The sequence below is a fragment of the Streptomyces chisholmiae genome, assembly GCF_031845445.1.
Taxonomy (GTDB): Bacteria; Actinomycetota; Actinomycetes; order Streptomycetales; family Streptomycetaceae; genus Streptomyces; species Streptomyces chisholmiae.
Genome location: NZ_JAVREO010000026.1, coordinates 13,735 through 32,783, shown reverse-complemented (window position 1 = coordinate 32,783; position 19,049 = coordinate 13,735). Strand labels below are relative to the sequence as shown.

At 73.7% G+C, this 19,049-nt stretch carries 15 protein-coding genes; 5 read left to right on the top strand and 10 right to left on the bottom strand.

Annotated features, from left to right (window positions below):
- Window positions 1-453: 453 nt before the first annotated feature.
- The 6 genes from ccsB to hemL all read right to left on the bottom strand — a co-directional run bounded on the left by ccsB (window position 454) and on the right by hemL (window position 7,203).
- Complete coding sequence (gene ccsB / locus RM844_RS29250; RefSeq protein WP_311670434.1) at window positions 454-1,569, bottom strand: c-type cytochrome biogenesis protein CcsB; 1,116 nt, start codon at window positions 1,567-1,569, stop codon at window positions 454-456.
- On the bottom strand, window positions 1,569-3,662 hold the full coding sequence (gene resB, locus RM844_RS29245) for a cytochrome c biogenesis protein ResB (RefSeq protein ID WP_311670433.1): 2,094 nt from the start codon (window positions 3,660-3,662) through the stop codon (window positions 1,569-1,571). Before resB ends, ccsB begins: the two co-directional genes overlap by 1 nt.
- Before the next feature lie 3 nt (window positions 3,663-3,665).
- The gene (locus tag RM844_RS29240; protein ID WP_311670432.1) at window positions 3,666-4,409 is read right to left on the bottom strand and encodes a cytochrome c biogenesis CcdA family protein; all 744 of its coding nucleotides are present in this window, start codon (window positions 4,407-4,409) and stop codon (window positions 3,666-3,668) included.
- A 7-nt stretch (window positions 4,410-4,416) separates the two neighbouring features.
- Entirely contained in the window at window positions 4,417-5,007 is a 591-nt protein-coding gene (locus RM844_RS29235; protein WP_311670431.1) for a TlpA family protein disulfide reductase, read from the bottom strand.
- A gap of 101 nt (window positions 5,008-5,108) precedes the next feature.
- Window positions 5,109-5,786: a histidine phosphatase family protein gene (locus RM844_RS29230; RefSeq protein WP_311670430.1), complete on the bottom strand. Its 678-nt coding sequence runs from the start codon at window positions 5,784-5,786 to the stop codon at window positions 5,109-5,111.
- Window positions 5,787-5,880: 94 nt separating this feature from the next.
- Window positions 5,881-7,203 (bottom strand): glutamate-1-semialdehyde 2,1-aminomutase, encoded by a 1,323-nt coding sequence (gene hemL / locus RM844_RS29225; protein WP_311670429.1) that lies wholly within the window; start codon window positions 7,201-7,203, stop codon window positions 5,881-5,883.
- 117 nt (window positions 7,204-7,320) lie between these two features.
- On the opposite strand from hemL, the gene RM844_RS29220 reads away from it, so the two are divergent.
- The 4 genes from RM844_RS29220 to RM844_RS29205 all read left to right on the top strand — a co-directional run bounded on the left by RM844_RS29220 (window position 7,321) and on the right by RM844_RS29205 (window position 11,572).
- Entirely contained in the window at window positions 7,321-7,893 is a 573-nt protein-coding gene (locus RM844_RS29220) for a hypothetical protein (RefSeq protein WP_311670428.1), read from the top strand.
- Between the two features lie 175 nt (window positions 7,894-8,068).
- On the top strand, window positions 8,069-8,818 hold the full coding sequence (locus RM844_RS29215) for a DUF3558 domain-containing protein (RefSeq protein ID WP_311670427.1): 750 nt from the start codon (window positions 8,069-8,071) through the stop codon (window positions 8,816-8,818).
- A 106-nt stretch (window positions 8,819-8,924) separates the two neighbouring features.
- Window positions 8,925-9,731: a DUF3558 domain-containing protein gene (locus RM844_RS29210; RefSeq protein ID WP_311670426.1), complete on the top strand. Its 807-nt coding sequence runs from the start codon at window positions 8,925-8,927 to the stop codon at window positions 9,729-9,731.
- 368 nt (window positions 9,732-10,099) lie between these two features.
- Window positions 10,100-11,572 carry a DUF2637 domain-containing protein gene (locus RM844_RS29205; protein ID WP_311670425.1) on the top strand — a complete coding sequence of 491 codons (1,473 nt, stop codon included), beginning with the start codon at window positions 10,100-10,102 and terminating at the stop codon, window positions 11,570-11,572.
- A 551-nt stretch (window positions 11,573-12,123) separates the two neighbouring features.
- On the opposite strand, the gene lysS is transcribed toward RM844_RS29205, so the two are convergent.
- Window positions 12,124-13,836, bottom strand: a complete 1,713-nt coding sequence (gene lysS, locus RM844_RS29200; protein ID WP_394814627.1) for a lysine--tRNA ligase — start codon at window positions 13,834-13,836, stop codon at window positions 12,124-12,126.
- A 365-nt stretch (window positions 13,837-14,201) separates the two neighbouring features.
- Between lysS and RM844_RS29195 the strand changes: the two genes are divergently transcribed.
- Entirely contained in the window at window positions 14,202-15,407 is a 1,206-nt protein-coding gene (locus RM844_RS29195; RefSeq protein WP_311670423.1) for a S8 family peptidase, read from the top strand.
- Between the two features lie 53 nt (window positions 15,408-15,460).
- On the opposite strand, the gene RM844_RS29190 is transcribed toward RM844_RS29195, so the two are convergent.
- The 3 genes from RM844_RS29190 to hemB all read right to left on the bottom strand — a co-directional run bounded on the left by RM844_RS29190 (window position 15,461) and on the right by hemB (window position 18,827).
- The gene (locus RM844_RS29190; protein ID WP_311670422.1) at window positions 15,461-16,654 is read right to left on the bottom strand and encodes a serine hydrolase domain-containing protein; all 1,194 of its coding nucleotides are present in this window, start codon (window positions 16,652-16,654) and stop codon (window positions 15,461-15,463) included.
- A complete protein-coding gene (locus RM844_RS29185; protein ID WP_311670421.1) occupies window positions 16,651-17,442 on the bottom strand; it encodes an SDR family NAD(P)-dependent oxidoreductase in 792 nt (263 codons plus the stop codon). The genes RM844_RS29190 and RM844_RS29185 overlap by 4 nt, the downstream gene beginning before the upstream one ends.
- A gap of 359 nt (window positions 17,443-17,801) precedes the next feature.
- Window positions 17,802-18,827 (bottom strand): porphobilinogen synthase, encoded by a 1,026-nt coding sequence (gene hemB / locus RM844_RS29180; protein ID WP_311670420.1) that lies wholly within the window; start codon window positions 18,825-18,827, stop codon window positions 17,802-17,804.
- Between the last annotated feature and the right edge of the window lie 222 nt (window positions 18,828-19,049).

Below are 19,049 nucleotides of genomic sequence, written 5' to 3'. Positions count from 1 at the left end.
CAAAGAATCGGGGCAATCCGGCCAAATCGGCCGAACGACTTCATTGATAACCCGCCCCGGAACCCCTGACAAGACCCCCAGGTACGAAGCCTCCTCGTAGCCGAAAGGGGCCGCGAACGGCCACTTACCACCGCTTCGGGAAAGCGTCGCCGCGCGCTTTACCGGCGCCGTCCCACCCGCCCGCGGAGGCCCTTTCCGCCCAGGCCCCGCCGACCTGGACTTTCCGCGGACGAGCCGGTCCCGACCGAAAGCCGACGGCCGAAGGGTCCGAATTCCCGGGCCGCAGGGGACGAAAGTCCCGGCCTTTCGTCCCAGCCCGCTACTAAACGACCGCGTACGCCTTTTCGGCGTGTGGCGGGGGTCACCGGAAAGGCTCCGAAGCGGGCGTGGAAAAGCGCCCGGGGACGCCGTTTCCGACGTCCCCGGGCGCTCGGGCCGGCCCCGGGACCGGGGCTAGACCCCGGAGTACGAGTGCAGGCTGTTGAAGAAGATGTTCACTCCGTAGTAGTTCACCAGGAAGCAGACGAAGCCGATGATGGCCAGGTAGGCCGCCTTCCGCCCCTTCCAGCCGACCGTGGCCCTGGCGTGCAGGTAGCCGGCGTAGGCGACCCAGGTGATGAAGGACCAGACCTCCTTCGGGTCCCAGTCCCAGTACCGGCCCCAGGCCACCTCGGCCCAGATCGCGCCGGCCACGATGGTGAACGTCCACAGCGGGAAGACCGCCGCGTTGATCCGGTAGGACAGCCGGTCCAGGAAGACCGAGGAGGGCAGCCGGCCCAGCACGGAGGCGGACAGCTTCCCGACCTGCGTCCCGGCGGCCAGCTTCGCCTCGTAGCGGTCCCGGAACAGGAAGAGCACGCTGCTGATCGCGCCCAGGTAGAACAGGCCGCCGCAGATGATGGCCAGCGGGACGTGGATCCACATCCAGATCGAGTCCAGCGCCGGCACCAGCTGCTGGGTCTCGGTGTAGAGCACGGTGACGGCCAGCCCCAGGTCGAGCAGGACCGTGCCGACCAGGACCAGCCCCAGCCAGCGCACGTTCACCCGGCACACCAGCAGGATCAGGAAGGCCGCGACCACCACCATCGAGAAGGCGGTGGAGAACTCGTACATGTTGCCCCAGGGGCCCCGCTCGACGGCGATCGCCCGGGTCACCACGCCACCGAGGTGCATCAGGAAGGCCAGCGAGGTCAGCGCGACCGCGATCCGGCCGTAGGTGTCGCCCCGCTCGTCGCCGCCGGCGGCGCCCGGGCCGTCCGGCACCTCGGCCCGGCCCGGCTGGGCCGCGCGGGTCACCACCCGGGGGCGGTCCAGCACGCTGGTGGCGCCGTTCTTCCGCACCGTCACGGCCGGCGCGGCCGCGCCGGCCGCCGCCTCGCCGGCGTCCCCGGCGGTCGCGGCACCCTCGGCGTCCTCGGTCAGCGAGGCCGAGGAACGGGCCACCTTGCTGCGTCCGCCGAAGATCCACTCGGCGACATAGGCCAGGAAGGCCAGGGCGTAGACGGCCATCGCCGTGTAGACCAGCAGGTTGCTGGTATCGGCGAGGCCCTGGTCTGCGGCGAGCATCATCAGCGCGCTCCTTCGGCGGACGAGGCGGGGTCTTCCGGCTTCGGGTCGGGGTCTGCGGTCTGCTGGTCGGCGGATTCGGCGTCCGTGGCGGCGACGGTCTCGGGGTCCGTGGCGTCCCCGGCCCCGGCGCCCGTGGCGGCGTCGCCCTCGGGACCGGCCGCGCCGCGGGCGTCGGCCGCGGTCCCCGCGGCGGCCTCGACGTCAGCCCCGCCCGCGGTCTCGCCCTCGGCCCCGGCACCCTCAGCCCCGGCGGCGTCGGCCCCGGCGCCGTCGCCCCCGGCGTCCGTGGCGGCGTCGCCCTCGGTGGGCTCGGGCTCCATCGGGGCGTCGGGTTGCAGGGCGGCCGCCAGCTCGGCCAGCTCCTCCGGCACCCGGTGGGACTCGGTGCGGCCGAGTGAGGCCATCTCGACCACGGTCAGCCCCTCCGCGTCGGTCCGCGCCCGCACCCACACCCGGCGGCGTTGCAGGAAGAGCGAGCCGACCAGGCCCAGGATCGCCGCCAGCGCGCCGATCAGCGCCCAGCTGTTGCCCTCCCGGCTGGCGATCTGGAAGGTGGCCCAGTTCTCGAACCGCTCGAAGGTGAGGGTGCCGCGGCCGTCCGGCAGGTCGATGGACTGCCCGGGCATCAGGTCGAACCGGAACAGGTCGCCGCTCTCGTCGGTCAGCTGCTCCATGTTCTCGGTGTCGAGCTGGTAGACGTTCTGCGGCAGGCCGGCCGAGATGCCCAGGTCGCCGTGGAAGGCGTTCAGGGTGAGCATCGGGCGGTCGGGCTCGGGGAAGGTGGAGTGCGGGCCGCGCACCTCGTCCAGGTTGTAGGTGGGGTTGAAGAAGCCCTGGAAGCCGAGCTGGTCCCGCTCCCCGTCCGGGCCGACCGCGCTCGGCACCTTGATCACGCCGGTCGAGGTGAAGCCGTTGTCCTGCGGCAGGAAGGGCACCGGGCCCTGGTAGGCGGTGTTCCCCTCGGCGTCGGTCACGGTGACCACCGGGGCGTAGCCGTGGCCGAGCAGCCGGACCTTGGCGTCGCCGATCCGGAGCGGGTGGTTGACGGCGATCTCGCCGGACCGCTCGGTGCCGTCGTCCGTCCAGTAGGTGATGTCGGCCCGGAAGTCGGTCGGCGTGCCGATGTCGATGCCTTCCCGGCTGTACTCGTAGTGGAACCGGTCCAGGGTGAAGCCGAACCGCTCCAGCTCGTCCACGTCGTAGAGCTGGCCGGCGGAGAAGTCGTCGTACTGCGGCAGCGCGTTGGTGAAGCCGGTGCCCTCGACCACCAGCTTGCCGCCCTCGGAGTGGTACAGCTGGCCGGCCGCGAAGGCGATCAGCATCACCAGCAGCGCCAGGTGGAAGAGGAGGTTGCCGGCCTCCCGCAGGAAGCCCTTCTCGGCGGCCACCTGCCCCTCCCGGCCGGGCGTGTCCGCCAGGTCGGTGCGGAACCGGCGGCGCCGCAGCCGGCGCCGCGCGGCGGCCAGCACCTCGTCCGGCGGGGTCGCGGTGCGCCAGGTGGTGTAGGCCGGCATCCGGTCCAGCCGCCGCGGCGCGCGCGGCGGGCGCCCGCGCAGCTGGCCGACGAACTGCCAGGTGCGCGGCAGGATGCAGCCGATCAGCGAGATGAAGAGCAGGAGGTAGATCGCCGAGAACCAGACCGACGAGTACACCTCGAACAGCTGGAGCCGGTCGTAGAGCTGGGAGAGCCCGGGGTTGCGCCGGCGGAAGTCGTCGGCGAGCGCGGCGTCGGCCCGCTGCTGCGGGATCAGGGAGCCAGGGATGGAGGCCAGCGCCAGCAGCAGGAGCAGCAGCAGCGCCACCCGCATCGACGTCAGCTGCCGCCAGAACCAGCGCGCCCAGCCGAGCAGCTCGCGCGCCAGCCAGGAGAGCGCGCCACCCACTCCGGGGGCGCGCGTGCCCGCGAACGAGCCGGGGACGGCGGTGCCGGCCGGGCCGGCCGGCTGGTCCGCGTCGAGCGGCGCCGTGGTCAGGCCCGCGCTCGCGGACTCCTCCTCCCGCCGCTGCTCGGGAACGTCGGGGCCGTCGGGCGGAGCTGGCTCCGTCGGCGGCTCGCTCGCGGCGCCGGTTCGGGAAGCGCCTTCCTCAGTCATGGCTCAGACTCCCGGGGTGAACTGGACGCTCCAGACCTGAATTTCGTACACCATCCGGTCCCAGGCGCCACTGACCAGCAGCAGCCCGGTGACCATCAGCATCGCGCCGCCGATCCGCATCACCCAGCGGTAGTGGCGCTTCACCCACCCGAACGCGCCCAGCATTCGCCGGAACGCGATCGCCGCCAGGATGAACGGCAGCCCCAGGCCCACGCAGTAGGCGAAGGCGAGTATCGCGCCCCGCCCGGCGGTGCCCTCGTTGATCGCCAGCAGGTTGACGGCGGCCAGCGTGGGCCCCACGCACGGCATCCAGCCGACGCCGAAGATGATCCCCAGCATGGGCGCGCCGGCCAGCCCTATCGCGGGCCTGGTGTGCAGCCGGAACTCGCGCGGGGTCAGCCAGGGCAGCGCCCCGACGAAGAACAGCCCCAGCAGGATGGTGAGGACGCCGAACACCTTGTTCAGCACGTCCCGGTGCTCCAGCAGCGTCGAGCCGAAGCCGCCGAAGAGCGCGCCGCCCGAGACGTAGACCGCGGTGAAGCCGAGGACGAAGAGCGAGGCGCCGGCGACCATCCGGCCGCGCCGCGCCTGGGCGAGGTCGGCGCCGCCGACCCCGGTGACATAGGAGAGGTAGCCGGGCACCAGCGGCAGGACGCACGGCGAGAAGAACGACACCAGCCCCCCGAAGAGGGCGACCGGGAGCGCCAGCAGCAGCGCCCCGCTCAGCACCGTCTCGTTGTACCCCATGGGTGGGTCAGCCCTCCGCGATCACCGGAGCGAGCGCGTCCCGCAACTCGTCCTCGGTGAGCGCCTTCAGCAGCCGGACGGCGATCCGCCCCTCCCGGTCCACGATCAACGTGGTCGGGATGGCCTGCGGGTTGAGGCTCCCCTTGGGGAACTCCAGCAGCAGCCGCCCGTCGGGGTCGTAGAGGCTGGGGTAGGGCACCCCGTGCTCCTCCTCGAAGGCCACGGCCGGTGCCGGGGAGAGGTCCCTGGTGTTGATCCCGACGAACTGCACGCCCTGGTCGGCCGTCTCCTCGGCGATCGCGACCAGGTTGTCCGCCTCGGCGATGCACGGCGCGCACCAGGAGCCCCACACGTTGAGCACCAGGATCTGGCCCTCGTAGTCGGCCAGGCTCAGCTGCCCACCGGTCACCGTCTCCCCGGAGAGCACCGGCACCGGCTGCCGGTCGTCCGGCGCGACGACGGTGACCTGCCCCGTGCCCTGCACGATGTTGCTGTCACCGCCGGACGCTCCGGCGCCGTTGCCGGAGCACGCGGTCAGCGTCAGCAGGCTGGCCACGGCCAGGCCCACGGCGCTCTTGACAACCCGGATCTGGATCATGTGAAAAGTTTCCCATGCGTCCCTGAACGATCTTTCGCGCCCCCCTTGTCCCGGCCGCCGACCCCTCCGACCGGCCCGGCCCGACCGCGCACCGGCTCCGCTCAGGCGCCGAACCCCTTGGCGCCCTTGACCGGCCTGGCCCCCGCCCGCAGATGCCGCGGCACCAGGTCGAGCGCCGGCTCGGTGTAGGCGACGGACACGATCCGGTCCCCCTCGTAGGTGAAGCTGGTCAACGAGGCCAGCGTGCACTGCCGGTTGCGCGGGTCGTGCCAGAGCCGCCGCCGCTCGACCCAGCTGCGCAGCACCCAGATCGGCAGCTGGTGGCTGACGCAGAGCGCCTCGTGGCCGAGCGCCGCGTCCCTGGCCGCGTCCAACGCGCCCTTCATCCGCACCGCCTGGTCCACGTACGGCTCGCCCCAGGAGGGCCGGAACGGGTTGCGCAGGTGCCGCCAGTTGGCCGGGCGGCGCAGCGCGCCGTCCCCGATGCCGAAGGTCTTGCCCTCGAAGACGTTGGCCGCCTCGATCAGCCGGGCGTCGGTGGCCACCGCCACACCCCGCGCCTTGGCGACCGGCTCCGCCGTCTCCTGGGCCCGCTCCAACGGCGAGGCCACCACGTGCACCACGTCCCGGTCGGCCAGCGTCTCGGCCACCCGGTCCGCCATCCGCCGGCCCAGGTCGGAGAGGTGGAAGTCCGGCAACCGCCCGTAGAGCACGCCCTCCGGGTTCGCCACCTCGCCGTGCCGCATCACATGGACGGTCGTTCGCTCGTTGCCGCTCATCGCTCCACTCACTGTCTCGCTGTCCTGGACCCCGCCGATATGCGCGCCCCGCGCACCGCTCGCTCCGCCCGTCGTTCCCCGGGGCCGCCGTCCGTCACGCCGGCGCCTCGGCCGCTGCCGCCGCCCGCGCCGCCGCCGGCAGCGCCTCGGCGATCCGCTCCAGCGCCCGGTCGTCGTGCGCGGTGGAGACGAACCACGCCTCGAAGGCGGACGGCGGCAGGTAGACGCCGCGCTCCAGCATCGCGTGGAAGAAGGCGGTGTACTGGTGAGCCCGCTGCGCCTTGGCGGTGGCGAAGTCGGTCACCTCGGCGTCCGTGAAGAACACCGAGAACATGTTGCCGGCCGCGCTCACCCGGTGCGGCACGCCAGCCGCCGTCAACGCCTCGCCGGCCAGCTCCCGCAGCCGCGCCGAGGTGGCGTCGAGGCGGGCGTAGGCGGCGTCGTCCAGCAGCCGCAGCTGGGCCAGGCCGGCCGCGGTGGCCACCGGGTTCCCGGAGAGGGTGCCGGCCTGGTAGACCGGGCCCGAGGGAGCCAACTTGTCCATCACGTCGGCCCGTCCGCCGAAGGCCGCGGCCGGGAAGCCGCCGCCCATCACCTTGCCGAAGGTCAACAGGTCGGCCTCGACGCCCTCCACGCCGTACCAGCCCTGCCGACTCATCCGGAAGCCGGTCATCACCTCGTCCGAGATCAGCAGCGCGCCGTGCCGCTGACACAGCTCCCGCAGCCCGGCGTTGAACCCGGGGCCGGGCGGCACCACGCCCATGTTGCCCGGCACCGCCTCGGTGATCACGCAGGCGATCTCGGCCGGGTGCGCCTCGAACGCCTCGGCGACGGCGGCCAGGTCGTTGTACGGCAGCACCAACGTCTCGCCGGCCTGGGCGCCGGTCACCCCGGGCGTGTCGGGCAGCCCGAAGGTGGCGACCCCCGAGCCGGCCGAGGCCAACAGCGCGTCCACGTGGCCGTGGTAGCAGCCGGCGAACTTGATCACCTTGGCCCGGCCGGTGAAGCCGCGCGCCAGCCGGATCGCCGACATGGTCGCCTCGGTGCCCGAGGAGACCAGCCGCACCCGCTCGACCGGCCCGATCCGGGCCACGATCTCCTCGGCCAGCTCCACCTCGCCCGGTGTCGGCGTGCCGAACGAGGTGCCCCGCTCGACGGCGGCGCGCACCGCGGCGAGCACCTCGGGATGGGAATGGCCGAGGATCATCGGCCCCCAGGAGCACACCAGATCGACATACTCCCTCCCATCCACGTCGGTCAGGTACGGGCCGGTACCAGATGCCATGAACCGGGGCGTACCGCCCACGGCACCGAACGCGCGCACCGGAGAGTTCACGCCACCGGGGGTCACACTGGCCGCACGGTCGTAGAGCGTCTGCGAGACTGGAGCTTCGATGGATCGGGTCACGCCGTCCATGGTGACATCAGCCCCTCACAGCTCGGTGTCAGGGCGTTTCGCAGCCGCCTGAGGGGGGAGGTGTCTGGAACGATGATCGGGTTTGCGCGGCGGGGTCGCGAGTAGTCAGGTGGTGACATGCAACGCGGTGGCGAAATCGGCGAGGGGACCGGGGATCTCGGGCCCGAGCCCTCACCCCGCGCGCGTTCCCGCCGGGGCCGGCACCGCCGCAAGTCGGAGAACGGCGAGCCGGACCTGCGTGGTCGGGGCAGCCGGATGTCCGTGACCTACAAGTACTTCGGCGCCCCCGACGGCGCCACCGCCGCCCGGGTGCCGCTCTCCATGCGGCCCGAGGAGCTGGGCGGCGACGAGCTGGGCCAGGGCATGTTCACCCGGATCAAGCCGGAGACCATGGCCGCCATGGTGCTCACCGGCATCGAGGGGATACCGCTGCACCGCGTCCCGCCCCTGGAGCTGGTGGTGCTCCACCCCGACTACGCGGTGGTCAAGTTGCCGACCACGGTGGTGGACCCGCTGCGCGGGATCGGCGACGAGACGGTGGGCGCCGCCGCCTTCATCTGGTCCACGGTGCCCGACCGCAGCGGCCCCAACGACGCGTTCGGCGTCTACCGCCTGCTCAACGAGTGGCAGGACTTCTCCCGACGGCTGCACGAGGCCGGCCACCAGCCCTACTGCCTGGTCTGGCCCTGAGGCCCTCTCCCCCGCCTCGCGGCCTCCCGGTCCGGGAGCTTCGGCGGGGGCCGGCCCGCACCTGACGGACGCCGCCCGTCGGGCTGAGGGTTACCCGTTTGGCGGTCGCCTGCGGTAGACATGGACCTCTGCGAACGTTCGCCGGACGGCGAGAAGTCCGATGAGGAGGCCAAGGGTGCGAGGCGGGGCGAAGGTCGCGGGTGCCGTACTGCCGATAGCGCTGATAGTCGGCGCCTGCTCCGGGGGCCTCGGCGGCACCGAGGAGACCGGCGGCGCTGACCCGGCGGGCGACGCCCGCACCGCGGCCCAACAGGGCCGCTACTCCGGCCTCCCCGAGCCCTGCGGCGCGGTCCGCCAGGAGACCCTGGTCGAGCTGCTGCCCGACGCCGAGCCGGAGGTCTACGCCGGCGACCCGATGGCCACCTACGACACCGGCCGGCGCGTCGGCTGCGACTGGCGGTACGCCAGCGGCTCCGACACCCGCCGCCTCACCGTGGACTTCCAGCGGGTGATCTCCTACGAGCCCCGGGTCAGCGACGACGACCAGGCCGAGATCGACTTCGAGGCCCAGGCCGCCGAGGCCGGCGTCACCATCGCCGAGAACGGCTCGGACACCGACACCGACACCGACGCGGACGCGGACGCGGACGCGGACAACAGCTCGCCCGCGCTGGGCGACGGCACCTCGACCGACACCAGGCAGCTGGATGGCATTGGTCACGTCGCTTTTCTCGATGACCGTTTGACCAGCAACGACGCCGGAGGCCGCCGGGACGTGACACTCGCCTTCCGCAACGCGAACGTTATCGTCACCGTGCACTACAGCATCTCGACACCCCTGCCGGACACCGCGCCCGACAGCGCCCAGGCGCAGCGGAGCGCGGAGACGGTGGCCCGGCAGCTCGCCGAGGGCCTGGACGGCTGACGCCGCCGCGCCCCTCCGGGCTCCCGCCCCGCCCCGGGCGTACCGTGGCGGAGCAACAACCGGGCCCCACAGCAACGAGTGACTGGTAACGGAAGCGAAGAAAACCATGGACCGTAACGCCTCGCGACGCGCCGTCCGCCTGCTGGCCCTGGCCACCGTGCCGGTGCTGTTCGCCGCCGGCTGCTCCTCCTCCGACCCGGCTCCCGAGGAGGACAACGAGCCCCAGGCCGAGGCCCCGACCCCGGAGCCGGTCAGGTTCGCCGAGCTGCCGGGGGCCTGCTCCCTGGTGACCGAGGACACCATCGGCGACGTGGTGCCGGAGGCCGACCCGGCGGAGGGCGAGGAGCTGGAGTCGAGCAACAGCACGACGTCCGGCGCCTGCCTCTGGAGCGGCCTGGACGACTACCAGTTCCGCTCGCTCACCGTCTCGCTGCGCCGCTTCGACTCCGACCTCGCGGTGGGCAGCGGCGACGAGCGGGCCACCGCGTACCTCCAGCAGATGGTCGACGAGATCACCGGCGACGAGGCCAACCGCGAGCCGGCCGCCGAGGAGCTGGCCGAGACGGGCGACGAGGCGGTCTCCGTCGCCTACCAGGTCACCCGTGAGTCCGGGGACGCGGAACACGACTACCAGCAGCAGCGCGTGGTCGTTCGCAGCGGCAATGTGGTGCTGACCTTGGACTACTCGGGCGCGGGCTTCGAGGGCGACGACCCGCCCGGGGCCGGCGACGTCAAGGAGGCGGCCGACCGCACCGCCGCGGAGGCCGTGACCCGGCTGGACGCCAGCGCCGATGAGGAGGACGGCGGCGACGCCGAGGAGAACCCCGACGCGACCGAGGAGACCGACGGGGCCGACGGGGCCGGCGAGGGCGGGGACGGCGCGGAGGGCGCCGAGGTCGAGCGCGACAACTGACCGCCACGCGGCGGTGCCGGGCGGGACCCGCTGACCACGGGGGCCGCCCGGCGCCCGGGTGGCGGGCGCAGCGGCACGGCCCCACGGGATCGTGCGGAGGCGCTCGTGGCGCCCGGGGCCGCCTCTCGGGGGCGCGTGCGTTCTCGGGGCCGCGTTCGGAGGGCGGGCGCCGGCGCTCGGAGCGCGGAAGCTGGCGTGCGGGGCCCAGGGGTCGGCGGTCGGTGTGTGCGGGTTGGCGTGCGGGGCGGGAGCGGTAACCGGCCGGTCGCAGCGGGGAGTTGACGCGGTCGGCGGACAGCTGGCCGAACGGGTGTGCCAGTCTTGGCCCGGTACCAGGACCCGTCAGCGACCTCTGGGGAGGCACCACAGTGGCCGCGATCAAGCTCACCCGCGCCCATCGCGTTCTGATCGGCATCGTGCTGGCCGGAGCCGTGGTCATCGCCGCCATCGGCTTCGTCGGCTCCTACTCCGCCGTGCGCGACCTGGCGGAACGCAAGGGCTTCGGCGCCTTCTCCCCCTTCTTCCCGATCGGGGTGGACGCCGGCATCGTGGTGCTGCTCGCCCTGGACCTGCTGCTCACCTGGCTGCGCATCCCCTTCCCGCTGCTGCGCCAGTCCGCCTGGCTGCTCACCGCGGCCACCATCGCCTTCAACGGCGCCGCGGCCTGGGGCGATCCGCTGGGCGTCGGCATGCACGCAATCATTCCGGTGCTCTTCGTGATCACCGTCGAAGCCGCGCGGCACGCCATCGGTCGGATCGCGGACATCACCGCCGACCGGCACATGGAGGGGGTGCGGATGTGGCGCTGGTTCCTCTCCCCCATACCGACCTTCCGACTGTGGCGGCGGATGAAGCTGTGGGAGCTGCGCTCCTACCAGGAGGTCATCGGGATGGAGCGGGACCGGCTCGTCTACCAGGCGCAGTTGCGGGCCGAGTACGGCCGGGCCTGGCGGCGGCGGGCGCCGGTGGAGGCCAGGATGCCGCTCAAGCTCGCCCGCTACGGTGTGCCGTTGCGGGAGACGGCGGACACCGGGCTGCGGGCCGCGCGGATCCGGCCGGCCGTGGGGCAGCAGCGCTTCGCGCTGCTGCCCCAGGAGTCCGAGCCGGCGGCCGGCTCACCGGCCGGGCCGGAACCGCGCCAGGAGGCGGTGGCCGCACCGGCGGCGACCGGCCCCTCGCTCGCCGAGGAGGAGCCGGCGGGGCGACGGCGGCCGGCCGACGGGCCGGACGGCCCGCCGGTGCGGCATCCGGAGGACGGCTCGGGCGCGGCCGAGGTGGTCGAGGACGCCGTCGAACCGCCGGCCTGGCCGCGCCTTGGCGGCGCCGCGCACGGCGCCGAACCGGCCGCGGCGGCCGAGGAGTTCGCGCCGAACGGCGGGGGCGGCGGGCCGACCGTCGAGGCGGCGGCGAGGGCGGAGGCGGCCGGGCCGGTCGCGGACATCGGCTACCCGGGGCCGGTCGGGGCCGGCGGCCATCCGGAGCCGGTGGAGGCCACGGTGACGGTCCCGGTCGGGCCGGGACGCCGGCGCGCTCTGGGCAGCGCCCACGGCGGCACGGCGACCCAGGAGGCCGGGACGGCGCGGGACGCCTCCCCCCGGGCCGAGGCCCCCGTGGCACAACTCCCGGACGCGGCACCGCCCAACGACGCCTTCTACGACGCCTACCGGCAGTACGTGTACGAGCAGGGCAGCTTCCCCAACGCCCGGCAGCTCTCCCGCTTCCTGCACGAACGATTCGCCATCACCGACGACGACGGCACCCTGCTGAGCGAGCAGTATCTCCGGTCGTACACCCGGGGGTTCAGGGAGCGGTACAGCGCGGAGATGGGCACCGGGGTCTGAGCCGGGCCGGTCCGGACGGCCCGTCAACCGGCGGCCGGCGCAGCGGACGTCAACCGGCGGACGTCAACTCGGGGCACCGGGAGACCACCCGCAAGGGTGACGACAGAGGGTAGCGAGCCACCCCACAATGGTGACTGTCCGTAAGGAGTCACGGTGCGCCCCGTCGAGGGGCGCCGAAGGGAAGCCGCATGTCGCCCTCAGCCACCGCCCCGCCCCGCTGTCCCCAGCTTCTCGCCCCGGTCCTGGCCGTGGTGGTGACGTTGGCCTGCCTCCTCACCCGAGCCGGCCGCCCCGGCCGAGGCAGCCGGGCCGCTGTCGCCGCACCAGCCGCGCGGCCCGGCGCGGCCCCCGGGTCCGCGCCGGCCGGCCCATCCGGCCGCCCCCCTCAGCCCTGCCGCCCGACACGGCCCCGTCGTGCGGCGGGGCGCCGTCGTATGGCATGGCTGCGCCGTATGGCATGGCCCTGTCCTATGGCATGGCCGCGCCCCTCGGCGGCCGGGCCGTCGAGGGGCGCGATCAGGCTCGGGCCGGCCTCGCGGGCGGCCCCGGCGTCAGCCGCCCAGCAGCCGGCGGACGCGCTCGGCGCCGACGGCCAGCAGCAGCGTGGGCAGCCGGGGCCCGGTCTCCCCGCCGATCAGCAGCCGGTAGAGCAGCGCGAAGAACTCCCGTTGCGCCACCTTGAGTTCGGGCGTCGGCTTGGCGTCCGGCGGCAGGCCGGCGCGGATCTTGGGCACCCCGTACAGCAGCGTGGTCAGCCCGTCGAGGGACCAGTGCTCGTCCAGCCCGTCCAACAGGAGCGCCAGCGAGGCGCGCGCCTCCTCGCCGAGACCGGCCAGCAGCTCGGTGTCCGGCTCGGTCCGCACCCAGGTGCGCTGCTCGGCCGGCAGCTGGGTCTCGACCCAGCGGGCCGCGCGGTCCAGCCGGGGCCGCACCTCGTCCAGCGACCGCACCGGGTTCTGCGGATCGACCTCGGCCAGGATGCGGAGCGCCTGCTCCTCGTCCCCGGTGGTGATGTCCAGCACGGAGGCCAGCATCCGGTAGGGCAGCGGGCGCTCGGTGGCGGGCAGTTCACGGGTGGCCGTGCGCACGGCGCGGTGGTACGCCGCGAGATCGGCCGGCTGGGCCGTGCCGGCGGCCACCCGTCGGGTCAGCGCGTCGAACTCGTCGTAGGTGCGCTGGATCTCCCCGTCGAAGGCGACCTTGAACGCCTGGTTCGGCCGGCGCCTGGCGTAGAGCCAGCGCAGCAGCGGGGCCTCCATGATCTCCAGCGCGTCCGCCGGGATCGGCACCCCGCCCTTGGAGCTGGACATCTTGGCCATGCCGCTGATGCCGACGAAGGCGTACATGGGGCCGATCGGCTGCTTGCCGCCGAAGATCTCGGAGACCAGCTGCCCGCCGACCACCCAGGAGGAGCCCGGCGAGTGGTGGTCGACGCCCGAGGGCTCGAAGATCACTCCCTCGTAGGCCCAGCGCATCGGCCAGTCGACCTTCCAGACCAGCTTCCCCCGGTTGAACTCGGAGAGCTTGACGCTCTCCTGGTGACCGCAGGCACAGAGGTAGCGCAGCTCGGTGGTCTCGTCGTCGTAGTCGGTGACGGTGGTGGTGTCCCGGCCGCAGACCCCGCAGTAGGGCTTGTAGGGGTAGTAGCCGCTGCTCCCGGATCCGCCGTCGTCCTCGGTCGCGGCGCCCGAGCCCTCGACGGCCGCCAGCTCCGCGGCGTCCTCGCTGGCCGCCGCGGCGGCGTCCTGGGCGTTCTTGCCCTTGGTCCGGTAGCGCTCCAACACCGCGTCGATCCGCCGCCGTTCCCGCATGGCGAAGAGGATCTGCTCCCGGTAGGTGCCGGCCGTGTACTGCTCGGTCTGGCTGATCCCGCGGACCTCGATGCCCAGCGCGTCCAGGGCCGCCTTCAGCGGCGCCTTGAAGTGCTCGGCCCAGTTCGCGTACGGGCTGCCGGCCGGGGCCGGCACCGAGGTCAGCGGCCGGCCGATGTGTTCCTGCCAGCTCTCGTCCACCCCGGGCACGCCGGCGGGCACCTTGCGGAAGCGGTCGTAGTCGTCCCAGGAGACGAGGTGCTCGCAGGGCACGCCGCGCCGCTTGATCTCGTCGGCCACCAGGTGCGGCACCATCACCTCGCGGAGGTTGCCCAGGTGGATCGGGCCCGAGGGGCTCAGGCCCGAGGCGCAGACAACGGGTTTGCCCGGAGCGCGACGCTCCGCCTCGGCGATGACCTCGTCGGCGAGTCGGGAGACCCAGTCGGTCTCCATTGCGGTCTGGGCCACGGCTGGCACTTCTCCTTCTGGCAACTGGTGACCACGTCATTGTCCCATTCCGGCCGCCTGGCCCCGTACCGCGTATCCCGCCGCGCCGCGCGGCGGGGCGGGCGCCGCCTCTGGGCGGCCGGGTGGCCGGGCCGCGCGGAGGCGGTCATTTCCGGCCGAACCACCCGCTCCGCGTTTTATCTTTACATGACAAACACGCATCTTCCGTCCACGGGCCCTTGCCCAAGTCCCCTGATTCGGCGAGGGTTTCGTGAGACAGGTGATGAGCGCAAAGATGTCATGCTCACGCCCGTTACTCAGAGCATCTCCCCCACACATGTTCGCGCTTCACCTCTGAGGAGGACCCCTCTATGGCAGGGACGCGTATCACCCGCACCACGGTGGCCACCATGGCAGCGCTCGGCCTCGGCGCCGGCGTGCTGCTCCCCACAGCGGCCACGGCGAGCGAGACGCAGATCGACGCCCGCAGCGTGATCTCCAACGCCAACGCGCCGGGCACCGTCGACGACAGCTACCTGGTGGTGCTGAAGGAGAGTGCCTTCAGCGCCGAGTCCGCCAGCGCCGACGCGCTGGCCGAGCGTTACGACGCGGAGATCACCAGCACCTACGACACGGTCCTCAACGGCCTGGCGATCACCGCCACCGAGGCCGAGGCCGTGGCCCTGGCCGCCGACCCGGCGGTGGCCGAGGTCGTGCAGAACCAGGAGTTCACCGTCAGCGGGACCCAGTCCCCGGTGCCTTCCTGGGGCCTGGACCGGCTGGACCAGTCCGAGCTGCCGCTGGACGACTCCTACACCTACCCCGACCACGGCGGCGAGGGTGTGACGGTCTACGTCCTCGACACCGGTATCCACTACAGCCACGAGGACTTCGGCGGTCGCGCCGAGTTCGGCTTCGACTCCTTCGGCGGCGACGGCAGCGACGGCCAGGGCCACGGCACGCATGTCGCCGGCACGGTCGCCGGCAGCGAGTACGGCGTCGCCAAGAACGCCACGGTGGTCTCGGTCAAGGTCCTGGACGACTCCGGCTCCGGCACCACCCAGTCCGTGGTGGACGGCATCGAGTGGGTCACCGAGAACGCCACCGGCCCCTCGGTCGCCAACATGAGCCTGGGCGGCGGCGTCGACCAGGTGTTGGACGCCGCGGTCAGCGAGTCCATAGCCGCCGGCATCACCTACGCGATAGCCGCCGGCAACGACTACGGCGCCGACGCCTCGCTCTCCTCGCCGGCCCGGGTCCCCGAGGCGATCACCGTCGCCGCCAGCAGCTCGGACGACAGCTCGGCGTTCTTCACCAACATCGGTTCGGTCGTGGACATCTACGGCCCGGGCGAGGACATCACCTCCGCCTGGAACACCGGTGACAGCGCCGAGAACACCATCTCCGGGACCTCGATGGCGGCCCCGCACGTGGCGGGTGCCGCCGCGCTCTACCTGGCGGACAACCCGTCCGCCACGCCGGACGACGTGCTCGCCGGCCTCACCTCGGCGGCCCTGCCGGACGCGGTGAGCAACCCGGGTGCCGACACCACCGGCGACCTGCTCCAGGTGGGCTGACCCACCACCCCCGGCCGGTCGTCGACCGGCCGGGGCCCGGGCGGCGTGGCCGGTCACCGACCGGCGCGCACCGCCCGGGCCAACGCCGCGGCCGCGGCCCGACGGTAAGCGCCGTCGGTGCCCCGGTCGCGGCTCGGGTGCACCCGGTTGGTCAGCAGCACCAGCAGGGCCCCGGTGGCCGGGTCGGCGACCAGGCTGGTGCCGGTGTACCCCCCGTGCCCGAAGGCCGTGGGAGAGGCCAACTCCCCCATGATCGCGGGCTGGTCGAGCTGCCAGCCCAGCCCCCGCGCGGCCGCCGCCCCCAACTCCGGGTGCTGGTGCCGCAGCATCTCGGCCACCCAGCCCTCGCCCAGCAGGCGGCGCCCGTCGTAGGCCCCGCCGTTCAGCAGGGTCTGCCCCAGCACCGCGAGGTCGCCGGCCGTCGAGAACACCCCGGCGTGGCCGGCGACGCCGCCCAGGTAGTGCGCGTTCTCGTCGTGCACCAGCCCGCGCAGCATGCCGCGCCCGGTCCACGGCTGGTACTCGGTGGCCGCGCACCGCTCCCGCAGCGCGGCCGACGGCAGGTAGCCGGTGTCGGCCATGCCCAGTGGTCCGGTGACCAGCTCGGCCACCAACGCGTCCAACGGGGCCCCGGCGGCCCGTTCCACCAGCGCGCCCAGCGCGATCGGCCCCAGATCCGAGTAGCGGTAGCCGCTGCCCGGCGGGTACTCCGGCGGCTGGGCGCCCACCGCCGCAAGCCGCGCCGCCCGGTCCGGATAGCGGCCCAGGGCGATCTCCGCCGGCCAGCCGCCGGTGTGGGTCAGCAACGACCGCACCGACAGCGCCGGGAACCCCGGCAGCCAGCGGGAGATCGACGCGTCCAGCGCCAACACCCCACGCTCCGCCAGGCGGACCACCACCAGCGTGGTGAACAGCTTGGAGAGCGAGGCCACGTCGAAGACGGTGTCCGGCGTCATCGGCACCCGCTCCGCCGCCGGCAGCTCCACCACCTGGCCGCCGCGCTCCGCGTACCGCACCGCGTCCCCGCCGGCCGCGTGCACGGCGACGACCCCGTGCCGCGCCGCGAGCACCACGAACCCGGCGAAGGCCGGCTCGGGGCCGGCCAGGAACGCGGCGACGGACGGCACCAGTGCGGCGAGCGCCCCCGGGTCGAGCCCCGCCTCTTCGGCCGTGCCCGGCCGCAGTCGCCCAGCCGCCGCGCCGCCCGCCGCGGCCGACTCCCCTGGCGACGCCCCCGACCCGTTCACGACTCCGGCGTCCCGCCCGCCGTGGGCCCGCGGTGCACCTTGCTGTTGGACGCCTGGGCCCGGGGCCGCAGCACCAGCAGGTCGACGTTGACGTGCGGCGGCCTGGTGACCGCCCAGCCGATGGTGTCCGCGACATCCTCAGCGGTCAGCGGCTCCGCCACCCCCGCGTAAACGGCCGCCGCCCGTTCCCGGTCGCCGCGGAACCTGGTGAGCGAGAACTCCTCGGTGTGCACCATCCCCGGGGCGATCTCGATCACCCGCACCGGTCGGTCGACGATCTCCAACCGCAGCGTCTGGGCCAGCACCCGGGCCCCGTGCTTGGCCGCCGCGTAACCGCCCCCGCCCTCGTAGGTGCCGTGCCCGGCGGTGGAGGTCACCACCAGCACCGTCCCGGCGCCCGAGGCGGTCAACGCCGGCAACAGCGCCTGGGTGAGATGGAGCACGCCCAGCACGTTGACCTCGTACATGGCGCGCCAGTCGGCCGGGTCCGCCTCGGCCACCGGCTCCAGTCCGATGGCGCCCCCCGCGTTGTTCACCAGCACGTCGCAGCGCGCCAGGGAGGCGGCGAAGGCGTCGACCGCCTCCCGGTCGGTGACGTCCAACGGCCGGGCCTGGGCACGCAGTCCGGCGCCCCTCAGTTCCTCGGCCAACGCCTCGATCCGGTCCCGCCGCCGCGCGGTCAACACCACCTCGTACCCCTCGGCGGCCAGCCGCCGCGCGGTGGCGGCACCGATCCCGCTACTGGCACCGGTGACGACGGCGAGCGGGGTGAACGACACAGAAGCCACAGAAGCCTCCCGGGGCAGACTGGCACGGACTCCCCGCCATCATCCCCCGCGCCCCCGCCCGACCGGCGGCGGCCGTCCCGACGGAGCCGCTCAGGACCGGGCCGGCTACCGGCTACCGGCGAGGCCGGTTCGGTACGGGACCCGGTGCGGGAGCCGGGGGCTGGGCAGCCCAGCCACGGGGCACGGCCGGCCACGGCCAAGCCCGGCCATGGGCCGGGCCCGGAGATGGGCCGGGCCCGGAGATGGGCCGATACCGGCAGTCGGCAGGCCCAGAAGCGGGCCCGTTCCGGAGCGGGATGCTTCTGGAGCGGTCCTGTCCAAGGGTTCTGGAGCAGGCCCGTCCAAGGAGCGGGGCCGGTTCAGGAGTGGGCGCGCAGCCAGCGGGCGAACTCGGTGGCCCAGTAGGTCAACGTCAGGTCGGCGCCAGCCCGCTTGAAGGCCATCAGCGTCTCCTCGATCGCCCGCTCCCGGTCCAGCCAGCCGCGTTCCGCCGCCGCCTCGACCATCGCGTACTCGCCGGAGATCTGGTAGGCCGCCACCGGCACCGTGACCCGGTCGGCGATCTGCCGGAGCACGTCCAGGTAGGGCAGCCCGGGCTTGACCATCACCAGGTCCGCCCCCTCGGCCAGGTCGAGCGCCAACTCCCGCAGCGCCTCCCGGGCGTTGGGCGGGTCCTGCTGGTAGGTCCTGCGGTCGCCGCGGAGCGAGGAGTTGACCGCCTCGCGGAACGGCCCGTAGAACGCCGAGGTGTACTTGGCGGTGTAGGCCAACAGCCCCACGTCCTGGTGCCCCGCCGCGTCCAACGCCCGTCGGATGGCCCTGATCTGACCGTCCATCATGCCGCTGGGGCCCAGCATGTGGGCGCCGGCCTCGGCCTGGACGACGGCCATCTCGGCGTACCTGACCAGCGTCGCGTCGTTGTCCACCCGGCCGTCGGCGTCCAGCACGCCGCAGTGCCCGTGGTCGGTCACCTCGTCCAGGCAGGTGTCGGCCATCAGCACCAGCGCGTCGCCGACCTCGGCGCGCACCGCGCGCAACGCGACCTGGAGGATGCCGTCCGGGTCGGTGCCCGGCGTGCCGACCGCGTCCTTCTTCGCCTCGTCCGGCACGCCGAAGAGCATCAGGCCGCTGACCCCGGCCTCGGCCGCGTCCACCGCGGCGGCCCGCAGCGAGTCCAGTGAGTGCTGCACCACGCCGGGCATCGAGGAGACCGGGACCGGCCGGTCCGCGCCCTCCCGCACGAAGGCCGGCAGGATCAGGTCGGCCGGGTGCAGCCGGTGTTCGGCCACCATCCGGCGCATCGCCGGGGTGGTGCGCAGCCGCCGCGGCCTGACATCCGGGAAGCCGCCCGACTCCGCCGAGGACTCCGCACCCGCTCCACTCAACGCGACCACCGCTCCACACTCCCTGGCTCTCGCCATGACCTGGTTTCCGCCACGACCTGCTTCCGTCCCGGCCCGGCGTCCGCCACGAACGTGCGCCGGCCGGCCTGCCTGCCGCCCGCCCGGCGCGCCGGCTACCGGCGCGCACCCCATCCAAGCAGCGGCGGCCGGGCCGCACCGCACCCACACCCGGGCGGGGCGGCCGCGCCGCCACCCGGTCCCGCT